Origin of the sequence: Haloarcula limicola, from assembly GCF_010119205.1 — an archaeon.
Lineage (GTDB): Archaea > Halobacteriota > Halobacteria > Halobacteriales > Haloarculaceae > Haloarcula > Haloarcula limicola.
Genome location: NZ_WRXM01000001.1, coordinates 1,785,864 through 1,801,075, shown reverse-complemented (window position 1 = coordinate 1,801,075; position 15,212 = coordinate 1,785,864). Strand labels below are relative to the sequence as shown.

Below are 15,212 nucleotides of genomic sequence, written 5' to 3'. Positions count from 1 at the left end.
TGACAAGAAAGGGTAGATGTGGTCGCCGCGCGGCGACCGGAAATCCGCCTTACTGCCGAACGACGTTCGTCGCGCGGGGGCCCTTGTCGGCCTGTTCGATGTCGAATTCGATCTCCTCGCCCTCTTCTAAGTCCGGGCCGCCGACGTCTTCCATGTGGAAGAACACGTCCTCGTCCGCGTCGTCAGTCGAGATGAAACCGTAGCCGCCAGTGTCGTTGAAGAAGTCAACCTTACCGTTTGCCATTGCAATCAATCGTACAGGCGGGGGAGGGATAAGGGTTCTGAGAGTCACGGTACCACGAACGCGTATGTGTGCACACGACTCACGGTGGTCGTTCCGAGAGGGCGGCGCTCCCGGCTGACAGGAAAGGTTTACGCCCGCCGGCGCGTTGCCTTCGCCCGTGTACCCGGCGCGGATCCACGACGAGTTTCCCGCCCCGAGCTATCGGGGGAACCAGAAGGCGGCGCTCTCGGACATTCGGGCGGCGTTCGAGGGCGGCAACGACGTCGTCCTCGTGCGCGCCCCGACCGGGAGCGGCAAGTCCCTGCTCGCTCGCGCCATCGCGGGCTGTGCCCGCACCGCGGGCGAGGCCGCGCCCGAACAGGTCGTCGACGCCTACTACACGACGCCGCAGGTCTCGCAACTCGACGACGTGGCCGAGGACGCCCTCCTAGAGGACCTCTGTGTCATCCGCGGGAAGAACAACTACGACTGCATCCTCCCCGGCGAGACGGACACGCCCGTGAATCAGGCCCCGTGCGTGCGCGAACGGGAGTTCGACTGTCAGGTCAAGCATCGGTGTCCGTACTTCTCGGACCGCGCCATCGCCTCGAACCGCCGCATCGCCGCGATGACGCTCGCCTATTTCATGCAGACCGCCGGCAGCGACGTGTTCGGGAAACGCGACGTCGTGGTCATCGATGAGGCCCACGGCCTGGGCGAGTGGGCGGAGATGTACGCCACCATCGACCTCTCTCCCGAGACCATTCCGATGTGGAACGACCTCGACATCCCGAACGTCGGCGGTCTCGACGACGCCCTCTCGCTGGCCGAGCGCGTCGAATCGCTGGCCGAGCGCCGCGTGAAGGAACTGCGTGGCAACGCCGAACTCGGCCCCGAGGAGGTGGCCGAACGCGACTCGCTGAACAAACTCCGAAGCGACCTCTCGTGGTTCCAGGAGGACTACCGCGACCCCGACAGCGCGACGACGTGGGTGGTCGACCAGGCCGACGGCGAGGGCGCGCCGGTGACGGTCAAGCCGATGAACCCCGAGCGCTACCTCAAGCACACCGTCTGGGAGCGGGGCGAGAAGTTCGCCCTGCTGTCGGCGACGATTCTCAACAAGGACGCCTTCTGTGCCAACGTCGGGCTCGACCCCGACAACGTCGCGCTCGTCGAGGTGGGCCACACCTTCCCGGTCGAGAACCGCCCGCTGTACGACGTGACACAGGGGAAGATGACCTACGAACACCGCGACGACACGCTCCCCGAGGTGGCCCGCTCCATCGTCCGCATCATGGCCCGCCACCCCGACGAGAAGGGCCTGATTCACTGCCACTCCTATGCGATTCAGGAGCAGTTGGAGGAACTGCTGGAGGACTTCGGCGTCGGCGTCCGCGTTCGTACCCACGACAAAGAGGGCCGAGACGGCGCGCTCGCCGCGTGGAAGCGCAGCAAGAACCCCGACGTGTTCCTCTCGGTGAAGATGGAGGAGGCCCTCGACTTGGAGGGCGACCTCTGTCGCTGGCAGGTGCTCTGTAAGGCCCCCTATCCCAACACCCGGGACTCGCGCGTCGCCCGTCGCCTCGAAGACGACCAGTGGGGCTGGTACTACCGGACGGCGCTCAGAACCGTGATCCAGGGCTGCGGTCGCGTCGTGCGTGCGCCCGACGACTACGGCGCGACGTATCTGGCGGACTCCTCGCTGCTTGACCTCTTCGAGCGCGCCCGCCACGACATGCCCGACTGGTTCCGCCAGCAGGTCGACCGGACGAGCGACCCCGACCTCCCGCCGTTCGCGCCCGACCGCGCGCTCGCGGGCATCGACTCCGGGGCGAAGCGCCGTCACGACCGCTCGCGCTCCCGGTCCGGGGGCGGGTCGTCGAGCGACCACCCGCTCTCGGACGTCTGGGATTAGAAGATGGTGAACGCGAGCGCGTAGGCGACCGACGACCCCACCATCAGGACGGTGAGGATGACCGCCAGTATCTGCTGTCTGTCCATGCCTCCTCTTTCTCGGTCGGCCAATTAGGCGTTACGACGCTCAGTCGAGCGTAACCCACGTCAGGACGGCGAGACCGACCGTCTCGAGCGCGTGCAACGCGACCATCGCCTGCCACGCCGGGTCGGGGACCGCCGTTCCGAACCAGACCGACAGTACCGGGTCCAGCGTGTAGACGTACAGCGCGAACGCGTTTTCGACGCACAGCAGCGCCGCGAACAGCGACAGGCCGAGCGTGTGTTTCGAGTGCAGTCGCCGGTAGTTTCGGATCCAGACGCCGCCGAGGACGAGGAGCAACGCGACGTTGACGACGGCCGCGAGACGGGCCAGGTCGAGCCAGACGCTCATGGCGGTCTCCCCCGGCGGCCGAACGAAAACGGATCAGCGGGGAGCGGCGTGTCAGCCGCCGATATCGGTCGGGCGGCGACCCGGTGACGCTGGTGCTCGGTCATCTTCGTTTGGAGGGTGTTCGCTCGGCCGACGCCGGTCGGAACCGAGAGTCCGAACTGGTCAGTCGCGGTCGCTCAGGACTCGACGATGAACTGCCCGGCGATCTCTTTGACTTCCGACATGGACTTCGGCTCGTCGACGGCTTTGGGGAACGGCGACGTCATGTTGAGTTCGTTGAGGAACGCGGCGTGTCGCGCCTCGACGCTGTGGATGCCGAGCGCCGCGGCGAACACGTCGTCGTTCGACACCGTGTCGACGGCGCCCTTGTAGGCGGCGACGCCGGTGTTCTCCAGGGCCTTGGCGACGGCGAGGAACTCGCTGGGCGTCTCGTAGCCGAAGTCGTAGGTCGCCTCCTCGACCGGCGTCCCGCCGAGCTTCTGGATGGTATCGCTGATCGCGGAGACGTGTGCGGCTTCGTGAGCGCCGACGGTCTCGATGTGGTCCGGCACCAGCATCTTGAGCTCGTCGCTGAACTCCGAGAGCGCGTCCGCGTGCATCAGTTCGTCGTCGCTGAACGCCTCGAGGCCCTCACGGTAGAAGGCGTTCTCCAGGTGCTCGAGAGTGAGCGCGTAGTTCAGGACGTCCACGTCGCTCGTGTCGTCCTCCTCTTTTCGCTGCGGTGCGGGCCGGTCGTCTTCGAGTTCGTAGACGCTCGCGTCCACTTCGCTCGTGACGAACTGCCCGGCGATCTCGAGGACCTCGCTCATCGACTTGGCCTCGTCGACGGCCTCGGGGAACGGCGAGGAGCCGTTGACGAGGTTCAGGAACGACGCGTGGCGGGCCTCGACGCTGTGGATGCCCGCGGCCGCACCGAGGACCTCGTTGTTCACGACCATCGGTGCCGCGCCGGCGTAGGCGGCGACGCCGGTGTTCTCTAAGGCCTCGGCGACGGCGAGGAACTCGCTGGGCGTCTCGTAGCCGAAGTCGTACTCGCCCTCTTCGACCGGCGTCCCGCCGAGCTTCTCGACGGTCGCGCTGATCGCCTTCACGTGGGCGGCCTCGTGGTCGCCGACGGTCTGGAGGTACTCGGGCACCTCGCTACAGATCTGTCCGTTGAGGCCCGAGAGCACGTCCGCGCCGCTCAGCTCGTCGTCGCTGAACGTCTCCAGGCCCTCGCGGTAGAAGGCGTTCTCCAGGTGTTCGAGGGTGAGCGCGTAGTTGAGTATCGGGACGTCCGGCGCGGCGTTGTCCTCGTCGGTAGCCGTCTCGGTTCCCATCTCGGTGCCCGTCTCGGTTTCCGTCATCTCCGACTGGGCAGCGACCGAGGGGTCGCCTTCGCTCGCACACCCGGCGATGGCGATCGAGCCGAGCGTGGCAGTGGTTCCGAGGAATGCGCGCCGCGTACGGTCAGTGGTGTCGTCGTTCGGACTCATATCGACGGGCGAACAAACCCGACCCCTACTAAAGGGAATTTTCCGAATTCCGACGGCATTCCGGCGGAACTCTCACCCAAATTCCGCCCGGTTTGGTGCGATAGCATACTCTGAAAGTTAATTCTAAACGTGAAGAGAAATATACTAGTGCGAATTCGGTCGCAGTGTCAACCGTTATCCGCGGCGGCGGTGTACCGCCGTTCATGCCAGCCGTCGCCGACACGCACATCGTCAACCGCGAGCGCGTCCAGCCGACCCACGCGAACAACTACGAGAGCGCCCACGGGGGCATCGTGATGAAGTGGATGGACGAGATCGGCGCGATGTCGGCGATGCGCGCCGCCGAGGAGTCCTGCGTCACCGCTCAGATGTCCCGCGTCGACTTCGAGCGGCCCATCCCCATCGGCGACACCGCCCGCGTCGAGTCGTTCGCCTACGCCACCGGCCGGACGAGCGTCCGCGTCCGAATCGAGGTCGCCGCCGAGAACCCCCGGACCGGCGAGACGGAGGAGACCACCAGCGCCTACGCCACCTTCGTCGCCGTCGAGGACGGAAAGCCGGTGCCGGTCCCCGAACTGACGGTGAGAGGCGAGAAGTGCGAGGAGCTGCGCGACCGAGCGCTCGCCGAGGAGCCCGACCGGGAGTGAGCGACGACACCTCGCGGAAAAGTACCGGTGGTATCAATCAAGTCATCGTACAGTAGATCGGAGAAGGACTTCTGACTCACCGCATCCCGTGTGCTTCGTAGAACTCTTCGAGGCTATCGCAGTCGTGCGTGTCTTTCATCGTAACCCACCCCCCGAAGCGATATCTTCGCCAGCACTTCTGGCCGTCGATGAACACGGGATTCTCGCCTCGATCGGGAGTCGACTGAACCGCCCCCTCTTTTGATTCCGGTTCTTCACCGGACGGCCAGCCGTGCCACGGTTCGTCTCCGTTCTCGTTCACCGCTCTGTCGTCGCACTCGTCACAGACGAGGTTGACGTAAGTCTCCGTGTCGCCCTCGACTTCGCCCCCGCAGATCGGACAGGTCATGCCCCGTCACGCTGTTCGATTCCGTCCCCATCCGCCGTTAGTGGACCGTAACTGTCCATGTTGTGATAGAAGTGGCGAGCTGGTATATGAATGGTGTATCAGGAACAATTATATAATAATAATAATCATGTATAGATTTCATGGGTATGTGTACCCGATGTCATAAAGAGAAGCCTCGTACGGACATGGATTGGTGTCCGAACTGCGGTAACTATTTCTGCTTAGGTTGCAACCCCTGTCCCGACTGCTCCTGAGCGGCCACATTCCTTTTCTGTTATTCGAACTACCGCTACAGCGGTCGCTCGGCGACGGAGCGCCTCGCAGAAATGTGGTCGGACGAAGCTTAGGCCGGAATTTGAACTACGCGAAGACGGTCACTCGCTTCGCTCGCGCTGCGTCTTCTCTCGATTCAAATTCCGTGTCCGGCTTGTCCGCTCACAGTGAGTCGCGGAGATGGAACTCCGCGACGTAGTTCGTGGAAAAAGCCTAGGCCGGAATTTGAATCCGGGGTCTCGTCCTTACCAAGGACGCGCTTTACCGCTAAGCTACCCAGGCACGCACTCAGTTGTTGCCGGCAGTTGTCTTTATTCGTTTCGATTCGGGGGCGGCGTGGCGATGGTTGTCAGTGGTCGGCGGCGGCCTCGGCGTCGCCCGGCGGCTGGTCGGGGTGGATCCGGGTCGTCAGCGCGTCGAGCACGTCGTCGCCGACGAGACGGGCGCTCGTCGGTAGGCCGTCGTCGGCCAGCGCGGCGGCGTACTCCCGGAGGGAGGCCGTCGGTGCGGCGCCGCCGGCGGCGACGCCGGTGACGGCGGCGAGTTCGCAGATGTCGGCCTCCAGATTGGCGTCCAGCGACTCGCCGGTGGTCTGCTGGACGGTCTGGTCGTGGCCGAACGCGCGGACGACCTCGACGGCGGCCTCGGCGGCCTCGGTTCGGGCGAGGAGGTAGAAGCCCCGAGAGACGAGGATGTCGGCGATGAGGATGTCGAGGTCGGCGTCGTCGCGGTCGCCGGCGGTCCACGGGTCGTCGCGGGCGAGCTGGCGGGTGAGCCGGAGTCCCTCGTAGATCAACTGGACGCCGGCGGCGTGGTCGGCGTGGCCGTCGGCGGGGTCGACGGCGCGCTCGCGGGCGGCGCTGGCGCTGACGAGCGTCAACACTCCGGGGGAGAGCGAGGCGTCGTCGAGGCGCGCAGCGATGCGTTCGCGGAGACGTTCGGGTTCGACGTCTTCGACCGCCGCCAACGACGCTCGGCGGACCGCCGCCACTTCCTCCATTGGTGTGACGTTGCGGAGGGAAGGGCAAAGACCTTTGGAAACACCGGCAACAGACAGTTCATGGTCCGGACGACGGCCGACGGGGACGTTCGCGTGCTGACCTTCGACCGGCCGGAGCGGCGCAACGCCCTCGACCGCGAGGCGCTCGAGGATCTGGAAACGGCGGTGGCGGACGCGACGGAACCGGTCGTCTACCTCCGCGGTGCCGGCGCGGCGTTCTGTGCCGGCGCTGACCTCGACGTGGTCCGCGGGCTCGACGGCGACGATGCAGCCGACTTCGCCGCGCTGGGACAGCGAGTGACGACGGCCATCGAGCGCTACGACGGCGCGGTCGTCGCCGGCGTCGACGGGGCGGCCCGCGGCGGCGGCGTCGAACTGGCGCTGGCCTGTGACCTCCGCGTCGCGACGCCCGAGGCGACGTTCGCCGAAACCGGCGTGAAACTGGGGCTGTTCGGCGCGTGGGGCGGCACCGCTCGCCTCCCGCGCGTCGTCGGCGAGGGCGAGGCCCTGGACCTCGCGCTGTCGGGGCGAACGATCGACGCCGAGACCGCGCTGCGAATGGGACTCGTCTCTCGCGTCGTCGAGGACCCCCGTTCGGTCGCCAACGAACTGGCCGCGGTCGATACCCGGGCTCTGCGGACGCTGAAAGACCGGATTCGCGACGACGCCGACCGGCGGACCAAAGAGGAGCGCGAACGGTCGGCGTTCGCGCGGTTGGTCGACCGGGCGGAGTGGTGAGTCGAACAGCCGAGCTTCCCGTCGCCCGCGTGCCGGGACCCAGATCTCCGCGTTCCACCGCAGAGAAAGGTTTACCACCGGCCCAGTAACGAATACGAGGTATGGGATCGCCGTCCGAGACGGAGGATGGGGCAGGTGGACACATCCGTCGACAGGAAGTCGTCGCCGAGATCGGCCAGCTGGCGCTCGAAACCGACGACCTCGACCGGCTACTGCGGGACGCGGCGGACGCCGTCGCCGAGACGCTGCACGCCGAGTACAGCGGCGTCTTCGAGTTGCGATCGGCGGACGACGCGCTCCGTCTCTGGGGTGGTGCCGGCTGGGAAGCTGACCACGTCGGGACGGCGACGACACCGACTCGGTCGGAGTTACAGGCGGGCTATACGCTCCGAACCGGCGACCCGGTCCTCGTCGAGGACTGCCGGCGGGACGAGCGGTTCGCTACGACCGAGTTACTCGACGAACGCGGCGTCGAGAGCGGGATCACGGCCATTATCGGGTCGGTCGACGAGCCGTGGGGAGTACTCGGCGTTTACTCGACGACGGCGGGGCACTTCACGGACCCCGACGTTAGCTTCGTCCACAACGTCAGCAACGTCCTCAGCACGACAGTCGAGAATCGGCGAACGAGACGCCGTCTCGAAGCCGAGAAGTTGCTCAAGTCCCAGATTATCGAGACCAGCCCGGTCGGCATCGTCATCGTCGGAGCCGACGGGACCATCGAGTTCGCGAACGAGCGCGCGGAGGAGATCTACGGTCGGAGCCGAGACGAACTCGAACTGTTCTCTCACGACGACTCGCGGTGGGACCTCGTCGACACGCAGGGCGACCCGTTACCGGCCGAGGAACTGCCGTTCAACAGGGTCGTGGAGTCCGGCGAACCTATCTTCGACGCGGAACTCGGCTTGCGCAAACCCGACGGCCGGCGCGTCTGGGTGTCGGTCAACGGATCGCCGCTGGGGACCGACGACGATGACGACGACGGCGGTCGGGCCGTTTTCACGTTCACCGACATCACCGACCGACTCCGCCTCGAAGGCGAGTTCGAAGAGATCCTGACCCGCATCACCGACGCCTTCTACGCGCTCGATGAGGAGTTCCGATTCACCCACGTCAACGCGCGCGCCGAGGAGCTGCTCCAGCACTCCGAGGAGGAGCTCGTCGGCGAGAACCTCTGGGACGTCTTCCCCTCGGCCGCCGAGATCGACGAGGTCTGGGACGCCTTTCACACCGCGCGCGACGAACAGAAACCGACGAGCTACGAGCTCTACTACGACACGCTCGACTTCTGGGTCGAGGCGAATCTCTACCCCTCCGAGTCCGGTATCTCGGTGTACTTCCGCGATATCTCCGACCGGATCAAGCGCGAGCGCAAACTCGAAGAGACCATCGAGGAACTGGAGCAGTCAAACGAGCAACTGGAGAGCTTCGCGAGCATGCTCGCCCACGAGATCCGCAACCCGGTCACCATCGGCCAGATATACAGCCAGCAGCTGTCGACCGACGAGAATCCGGAGGCGGTAGAGTACGTCGAAGAGGCCTTCGACCGCATCGAGGAGATGGTCGATATCATGCTCTTGCTGACCCGAGGCGACGGCGCGACGGGCGAACGGGAGCCCGTTTCGCTCGCCGACGTGGCGCGGGACGCGTGGGCGGACGTCGAGACGTGTGCCGCGGCGCTGTCGGTCGACGTCGACGGCGAGGTGGCGGCCGACGAGACGTACGTTCGGCACCTGTTTCGGAACCTCTTCGAGAACGCTATCACGCACGGTGGAGACGACGTCACCGTTCGCGTCGAGCGGCTGTCGGACGGGTTCTCGGTCGCGGACGACGGCGTCGGCGTCCCCGAATCCGACCGAGAACGGGTCTTCGAGGAGGGGTACACGACGACGGGCGACGGGCGGGGGACGGGGCTCGGACTCGCCTTCGTCCGCGAGGTCGCCGACGTCTACGGCTGGGACTGTCGACTGACTGAGAGCGACGCCGGCGGGGCACAGGTCGAGCTCCGCGACGTCGAGTTCCTCGGGAAGTAGGCCCGGGACGGATTTATCATCACTCGCCCGCTATAGCGTGGCGTGAACCGCACGGCAGCGCTCGACGCCGTCGTCTTCGGGGTCGACATCCAGAGCGGGGACGTCCGCGGGGACGCGCCCTCCTACGCGCTGGTGGTCTACGACGGCGAAGGCATCCAGCGGGACGTGGTGTCGCGGCGAAAGCTCCGTCGGCGAATCGACGACGAGGAACCGGCCATCGTCGCCACGGACAACATGTACGAACTGGCCGCCGACAAGGACCAGTTGGTCCACTTCCTCGGGACGCTACCCGACGAGACGATGCTGGTGCAGGTGACCGGCGACGAGCGACCGGAACCGCTCTCGCGGGTCGCCAAGCGACACGGCGTCCCCTACGGCAAGAAACCCATGAAGGAAGCGGAAGCCGCCGCCCGACTCGCCGCGGCCAACGTCGGGCAGGAGGTGTCGGCCTTCACCGACACCACCGAGGTCAAGGTCTCTCGCGGCCGCTCGACGGGGAAGGGTGGGTGGTCGGAGGACCGATACACGCGGCGCATCCACGGGGCGGTGAAGAAGCAGGCTCGCGAGGTCGAGTCCGAACTCGACGCGGCGGGCCTGGAGTACGAACGCGAGGTCACCGAGAAGTACGGCGGCTTCTCGAACGCCGTCTTCCGCGTCGAGGGGCGACCGAGCGACATCCCCGTCTCTACCCATCGCTCGGGCGATACGCGCGTCGAGATGGAGCGGGTCCGCCGGGACGGCATCGAGTTCCGGCCGCTGGCGAAGCGACGGGACCACGTCGTCGTCGGCGTCGACCCCGGGACGACGACGGCGGTCGCCATCGTCGGCTTGGACGGCGAGGTGCTCGACGTCTACTCCTCGCGGACGAACGACCGCGCGGACGTCATCGAGTGGATCATCGAACGCGGGCGGCCGGTCGTCCTCGCCGCCGATGTGACGCCGATGCCGGAGACCGTCGAGAAGTTCCGCCGGTCGTTCGACGCCGCCGGCTGGGAGCCCGAACGCGACCTGCCGGTCGACGAGAAGAAACACCGGACCCGCGAGGAGCGCTACGAGAACGACCACGAGCGGGACGCGATGGCCGCAGCGCTGTACGCCTTCGACCACCACGAGAGCCAGTTCGACCGCGTCGCCGAGAAGGTGCCGCCCCAGCACGAGGTCGGGCACGTCGTCGACCGCGTCGTCGCCGGCGAGGAATCCGTCGAGGCCGTCCTCCGGGACCTCGAAGGCGAGGACGAGAGCGAGGAGGCGGCCACCGATCACCAACCGCGCGAACTCACCGAGGAGGAAAAGGAGATACAGCGACTGGAGGCCCGCATCGACCGCCTCGAAGGACACGTCGAGGACCTCAAGGAGACCATCCGGCAGAAAGACGACCGGCTCGACGAGAAGGACAAGCAACTGGAGAAGGCCAGACAGGAGGGTCGCCGCGAGGTCCGGAAGGACCGCGAGGTCACCAGATTAGAGCGGCGCAACGACGCGCTGGAACGCAAGGTCGAGGAGGAACAGGAGCGACGCGAGGAACTGGCGGCCAAACTCGAACGCCTGAAATCGCTCTGGAAACTGGACCACTCGAACTTCGCCGATGTCTCCGAGAAACAGGAGGGGTTGGTTCCGGTGAAAGTCGTCGACCAGTTCACGCGGGACGCCATCGACGACGCCGACGAGCGGTTCGGGCTCGCTGAAGGCGACGTGCTGCTGTTCCGCGACGCCTCGGGCGCGGGCCGGTCGACGGCACAGCGACTCGCCGACATCGGTCCCCGCGTCGTCCTACGGAACGGCAACCTCTCGGACGCCGCCGACGAGGTGCTGTTCGAACACGACATTCCGGTCGCTCCCGCCGATATGGTCGCGGTACAGGAAGTGGACGAACTCGCCATCGCCCGCGAACGGGAGGTCGAGGCGGCCATCGAAGACTGGGAGGACCGGGCCGAAGACCGCGAGAAAGAACAGAACACGGCGATGGTCGATCAGATAATCAGCGAGCATCGGGCGGGGTCCGCGGGAGAGGAGTAGCGTGGTTCGGAGCGAACGAAGTGAGCGAGAACCACGTAGTGCGAGCGGGGAGGAACGACCCGCGAGCAGTAGGGAGACGCCGACCGGAGGGAGGGGTCTCCGATGGCGAGCGGCGATAGCCGCGAGCAGTAGCGAGGGGCGCGACCGAAGGGAGCGGCCCTCGGAAAGCGAACGGGGAGGGACGACCCGTGAGCAGTAGGGAGACGCCGACCGGAGGGAGGGGTCTCCGATGACGAGCGGCGATAACCGCGAGCAGTAGCGAGGGGCGCGAGCGAAGTAAACCTTCGTGCTCACTCGCCGACAGGCTATACGCCTTTTGCAGGCATTCTCACCCGAGATATTCTGCGAATAATTGAATACCCATAGTCGCCTATCTCGCGTATGGCGGGGGACGGCCGCGTGCTCGAACGCGCTCTGGATACGTTAGACGACGTGTTCTACGTCTACGACGCGGGCGGGCGACTGATACACTGGAACCGGCGATTGAACGAACTGTTCGGCCTGAGCGACGCGGAACTCGACGGGATGCTCCCGACGGAGTTCTTCGAGGAAGCCGATCGACCGGCCGTCGAAGCGGCGATGGCCGACATCTTCGAGAGCGGCGAGACGCTCGTCGAGGCGTGGGCGGAGACGACCCAGGGGCGAGTCCGCTTCGAGTTGACCGGGCGGCTCCTCACCGAGGAGGACGGGTCGATCCTGGGTTTCGCCGGCGTCGGCCGCGACGTGACCGACCGGCGCGAACAGGCCTGGCACCTCGCCAAGCAGAACGAGCGCTTAGAGGAGTTCGCCGACATCCTCGCTCACGACCTGCGCAGCCCGCTGGCGGTCGCCAACGGCCACCTCGAACTGATGCAGACGACGGGCGAGCGGGACCATCTCGCCGATATCGCGGCCGCGCACGAGCGGATGGAACACATCATCGAGGACGTGCGGACCGCGACCCGCGAGGGGACGCTGGCGGCCGACGTAATGCCTATCGACGTGGTGGTCGTCGCACGCGAGGCGTGGGAGACTGTCGAGATCGACGGCGAGACGCTCGAACTGCCGAGCGAGCTGACGGTCGACGCCGACGCGAAACGGCTCCGTCGGCTGTTCGAGAACCTGTTTCGAAACTGCGTGGACCACGGTTCGACGGAGCGCAGTCCGGTGACGGTTCGCGTCCTCGCCACCGAGCGGGGGTTCGCCGTCGAGGACGACGGCCCGGGTATCGACCCCGCGGACCGCGAGGACGTCTTCGGCCCCGGCATCAGCCACAGCGACGGGGGGACCGGGTTCGGCCTCTACATCGTACGCACCATCACCGAGGCCCACGGCTGGTCGGTGACCGTGACCGAGGGGACCGACGGCGGCGCGCGCTTCGAGTTCGACCTCCGCGGGGCGGCCTAGGGCATCCCGCCGCCCATCCCACCGCCCATGCCGAAGGAGGCCAGCAGGCTGGTGACGAGTCCGTAGACGATGAGCCCCATGCCGCCGACGACGAGTGCGAGGCCGGCCGCGAGGATCAGGTTCTGCCACGCGACCAGTGCGATACCGCCGAACAGGGTGACGACGCCGGCGATTCCGGCGACGCCGAGTTTGTCGAGCATACCCGTGTTGGTCCGGCGGGCGGACAAAAGCCCGTCGGTCAGTACGCGAACTCGGTGTCGACGTTCTGGGCGGCCGCGATCATCTCGGTGATGGCGTCCTGTCGGCGCAGCAGCGTCATCGTGTTCCCCTCGACGTCGAAGGTACCGTTCATCACCGACTCCGAGACGTCGAGTTCGCCTTCGAGCATCGCCACCCACGCCTCGTAGGGGCCGCGCAGGGCGAAGTCGTAGTCGGCGCTCGCGTCGGCGACGGTCGCCTCGGTACAGACCCCGTCGGCGACGGTCACGCGGAAGTTGACCGGGTCGCCGTCGTAGGTGTCGTCGGCGCGCATCTCGAATCGGAACGTCGCGTCGAAGTCGGCCGTGGCGGTCTCGAACCCCTCGCGGTCGTTGATGCGGTCGCGCCAGGCCGTCGCCCAGTCGGCGGCGTCGGCGGGCAGCGTGTAAGTCATTGGCGGCGGTTGCGGCGGCCGAACCTTGGGCCTTACCACTCGCGGCCGAGGGCGGCCACGGCAAAATCGTACAAAACTTAACCCTCCCCGGACCGAACGGGCAGACATGAGCGACAACGAAGGCCGAAAGGACCTGCGGATGCCCGACGACGACGAGGTGTTCGCCGTCGTCACGAACATGCTCGGGGCCAACCGCGTGAAGGTACGCTGTATGGACGGGACAGAGCGCACAGCCCGGATTCCGGGCAAGATGCAGAAACGGATCTGGATCCGGGAAGACGACGTGGTGCTCGTCTCGCCGTGGGACTGGCAGGACGAGAAGGCCGACATCACGTGGCGCTACGAGAAGCAGGACGCCGACCAGCTGCGCGAGGAGGGACACATCCAGGAGTAGCGCCGTAATGCACCGCCCCACAGCACCGACGGAGGCCCGGACGTGAGCGACGGCGAGGCGGAGTTCGGCCTGCTCGACACCGACGAGGCCGAGGGCGTCGGCGACGAGTGGGAGGAGATCGACGTCTCCGACACCGAGGCCGACCGCATCGCCCGGAAGCGGGACCGCGAGTTCAGCGAGTTCCGCAAGCGGATCAAGGACGCTGACCAGTTCAAGGTCGAGGCCAGCGTCTTCGACGACGCCACCTACGGCGCGCTGTACAAACTCGTCCAGGACGGCCACATCGACGCCTTCGGGGGCCCCATCTCCACGGGGAAGGAGGCGAACGTCTACACGGCGCTGTCCGACGACGAGGAGGTCGCGGTGAAGGTGTATCGCATCAACGCCTCAGACTTCACCGACATGCGCGGCTACCTCGACGGCGACCCGCGCTTCGAGGGCATCGGCTCGGATAAGAAGAAGGTCGTCACCGCGTGGGTCCGCAAGGAGTCGTCGAATCTGAAACGCGCTCGCCGGGCCGGCGTCCGGACGCCGAAGCCCATTGCCGTCGAGCGAAACGTCCTCGTCATGGAGTATCTCGGGACCGAGGAGGGGCGAGCGAAGCGGCTCAACGAGGTCCACATCGAGAACCCGGAGACGGCCTACGAGGTCGTCAAGGAGTACGTCCGCCGCCTCTACGACGCCGGCCTCGTCCACGGCGACCTCTCCGAGTACAACGTCGTCTTCCACGAGGGGCAGCTCTATATCATCGACCTCGGGCAGGCGGTTACGGTTCACCACCCCAACGCCGAGGAGTTCTTAGAGCGGGACTGTCGCAACGTCGCCAACTTCTTCGCCAGACAGGGCGTCGACGCCACGCCGGAGGAGCTGCTTGCGTACGTCCGCGAGTACGCGACGCCCGAGGACGAGGAGGACACCGCGCCGGGGAGCGACGACGACGCCGTGCCGCAGGGGACGCCAGCCGACCGAAACGGAGAGTGACGCCCTGTGTTTTGGTAGCCGTTACCGCCGAAGTCTTAAACAGGCAGAACCCCCTAACACCCAGTATATTATGAAGCACGTGAAGATTCCGCAGGACCGAATCGGTGTGCTGATCGGCGAGGGTGGTGAGACCATGCGCGAGATCGAGGAGCGAGCGGAGGTGCGACTCGACATCGACTCAGAGGACGGCACGGTGAAGGTCGACACCGTCGGCGACCCCGTGACGGCGCTGAAGGGGCCGGACATCGTGAAGGCCATCGGTCGCGGGTTCGCGCCCGAGGACGCGCTCGCCCTGCTCGAAGACGACATGATGCTGTTCGAACTCATCGACATCGAGGCGGCCTCCCGGAACAAGAACGACTTCCGGCGACAGAAGGGTCGACTCATCGGCGAAGGCGGGCGCACGCGCGAACTCATGCAGGAGCTATCCGGCGCGTCGGTCGTCATCTACGGGTCGACGCTCGGCATCATCGGCGGCCCGGAGCAGGTCGACGCGGTGCGAGAGGCCGCCGAGATGCTGTTGGACGGCGCGCCACACGGCTCCGTCTACTCCTTCCTCGAACGCAAGCACAACGAGATGAAGCACAAGGGACTGGAGTACCACCAGTTCTCCGGCTGACCGCCGAGCGCCGACACAGCGCCGCGGGAACCGTCGTTTT

General features: G+C 66.4%; 16 protein-coding genes and 1 tRNA gene. 9 read left to right on the top strand and 8 right to left on the bottom strand.

The annotated features are described in order from the left end of the window. Window positions 1-49 precede the first annotated feature (49 nt). Window positions 50-244, bottom strand: a complete 195-nt coding sequence (locus tag GO488_RS09310; protein WP_135305817.1) for a cold-shock protein — start codon at window positions 242-244, stop codon at window positions 50-52. Between the two features lie 157 nt (window positions 245-401). Here GO488_RS09310 and GO488_RS09305 point away from each other — a divergent pair, with 157 nt between their 5' ends. Then, window positions 402-2,138: an ATP-dependent DNA helicase gene (locus tag GO488_RS09305; RefSeq protein ID WP_162317478.1), complete on the top strand. Its 1,737-nt coding sequence runs from the start codon at window positions 402-404 to the stop codon at window positions 2,136-2,138. A 126-nt stretch (window positions 2,139-2,264) separates the two neighbouring features. Here GO488_RS09305 and GO488_RS09300 read toward each other — a convergent pair whose 3' ends face one another. Further along, window positions 2,265-2,570, bottom strand: coding sequence for a DUF8036 family membrane protein (locus GO488_RS09300; protein WP_162317477.1), 306 nt, complete (start codon window positions 2,568-2,570; stop codon window positions 2,265-2,267). A gap of 176 nt (window positions 2,571-2,746) precedes the next feature. Continuing rightward, window positions 2,747-4,045 carry a ferritin-like domain-containing protein gene (locus GO488_RS09295; RefSeq protein WP_162317476.1) on the bottom strand — a complete coding sequence of 433 codons (1,299 nt, stop codon included), beginning with the start codon at window positions 4,043-4,045 and terminating at the stop codon, window positions 2,747-2,749. Window positions 4,046-4,248: 203 nt separating this feature from the next. Between GO488_RS09295 and GO488_RS09290 the strand changes: the two genes are divergently transcribed. Continuing rightward, complete coding sequence (locus tag GO488_RS09290; protein WP_162317475.1) at window positions 4,249-4,692, top strand: acyl-CoA thioesterase; 444 nt, start codon at window positions 4,249-4,251, stop codon at window positions 4,690-4,692. Between the two features lie 76 nt (window positions 4,693-4,768). On the opposite strand, the gene GO488_RS09285 is transcribed toward GO488_RS09290, so the two are convergent. The 3 genes from GO488_RS09285 to GO488_RS09275 form a co-directional block, all read right to left on the bottom strand. After that, window positions 4,769-5,080, bottom strand: coding sequence for a hypothetical protein (locus tag GO488_RS09285; RefSeq protein WP_162317474.1), 312 nt, complete (start codon window positions 5,078-5,080; stop codon window positions 4,769-4,771). Between the two features lie 483 nt (window positions 5,081-5,563). Next, a tRNA-Thr gene (locus GO488_RS09280) sits at window positions 5,564-5,635 on the bottom strand. Between the two features lie 67 nt (window positions 5,636-5,702). Further along, window positions 5,703-6,353 carry a DUF7114 family protein gene (locus GO488_RS09275; RefSeq protein WP_162317473.1) on the bottom strand — a complete coding sequence of 217 codons (651 nt, stop codon included), beginning with the start codon at window positions 6,351-6,353 and terminating at the stop codon, window positions 5,703-5,705. Between the two features lie 60 nt (window positions 6,354-6,413). Here GO488_RS09275 and GO488_RS09270 point away from each other — a divergent pair, with 60 nt between their 5' ends. The 4 genes from GO488_RS09270 (at window position 6,414) to GO488_RS09255 (ending at window position 12,526) form a co-directional block, all read left to right on the top strand. After that, window positions 6,414-7,091 carry an enoyl-CoA hydratase/isomerase family protein gene (locus GO488_RS09270; RefSeq protein WP_162317472.1) on the top strand — a complete coding sequence of 226 codons (678 nt, stop codon included), beginning with the start codon at window positions 6,414-6,416 and terminating at the stop codon, window positions 7,089-7,091. 101 nt (window positions 7,092-7,192) lie between these two features. After that, window positions 7,193-9,124: a PAS domain S-box protein gene (locus tag GO488_RS09265; RefSeq protein ID WP_162317471.1), complete on the top strand. Its 1,932-nt coding sequence runs from the start codon at window positions 7,193-7,195 to the stop codon at window positions 9,122-9,124. Window positions 9,125-9,166: 42 nt separating this feature from the next. Next, complete coding sequence (locus GO488_RS09260; protein ID WP_162317470.1) at window positions 9,167-11,140, top strand: DUF460 domain-containing protein; 1,974 nt, start codon at window positions 9,167-9,169, stop codon at window positions 11,138-11,140. Between the two features lie 381 nt (window positions 11,141-11,521). Beyond that, window positions 11,522-12,526 carry a sensor histidine kinase gene (locus tag GO488_RS09255; protein WP_162317469.1) on the top strand — a complete coding sequence of 335 codons (1,005 nt, stop codon included), beginning with the start codon at window positions 11,522-11,524 and terminating at the stop codon, window positions 12,524-12,526. Here GO488_RS09255 and GO488_RS09250 read toward each other — a convergent pair. Together GO488_RS09250 and GO488_RS09245 are read right to left on the bottom strand one after the other, a co-directional pair. Beyond that, window positions 12,523-12,726, bottom strand: a complete 204-nt coding sequence (locus tag GO488_RS09250) for a DUF7470 family protein (RefSeq protein ID WP_162317468.1) — start codon at window positions 12,724-12,726, stop codon at window positions 12,523-12,525. The genes GO488_RS09255 and GO488_RS09250 overlap by 4 nt on opposite strands. Before the next feature lie 38 nt (window positions 12,727-12,764). Next, a complete protein-coding gene (locus tag GO488_RS09245) occupies window positions 12,765-13,178 on the bottom strand; it encodes an SCP2 sterol-binding domain-containing protein (RefSeq protein ID WP_162317467.1) in 414 nt (137 codons plus the stop codon). 106 nt (window positions 13,179-13,284) lie between these two features. Between GO488_RS09245 and eif1A the strand changes: the two genes are divergently transcribed. The 3 genes from eif1A (at window position 13,285) to GO488_RS09230 (ending at window position 15,172) form a co-directional block, all read left to right on the top strand. After that, window positions 13,285-13,572, top strand: a complete 288-nt coding sequence (gene eif1A, locus GO488_RS09240) for a translation initiation factor eIF-1A (protein ID WP_135305805.1) — start codon at window positions 13,285-13,287, stop codon at window positions 13,570-13,572. Between the two features lie 42 nt (window positions 13,573-13,614). After that, a complete protein-coding gene (rio1, locus tag GO488_RS09235) occupies window positions 13,615-14,553 on the top strand; it encodes a serine/threonine-protein kinase Rio1 (protein ID WP_162317466.1) in 939 nt (312 codons plus the stop codon). Window positions 14,554-14,623: 70 nt separating this feature from the next. After that, a complete protein-coding gene (locus GO488_RS09230; RefSeq protein WP_135305803.1) occupies window positions 14,624-15,172 on the top strand; it encodes a KH domain-containing protein in 549 nt (182 codons plus the stop codon). The last annotated feature ends 40 nt before the right edge of the window (window positions 15,173-15,212 follow it).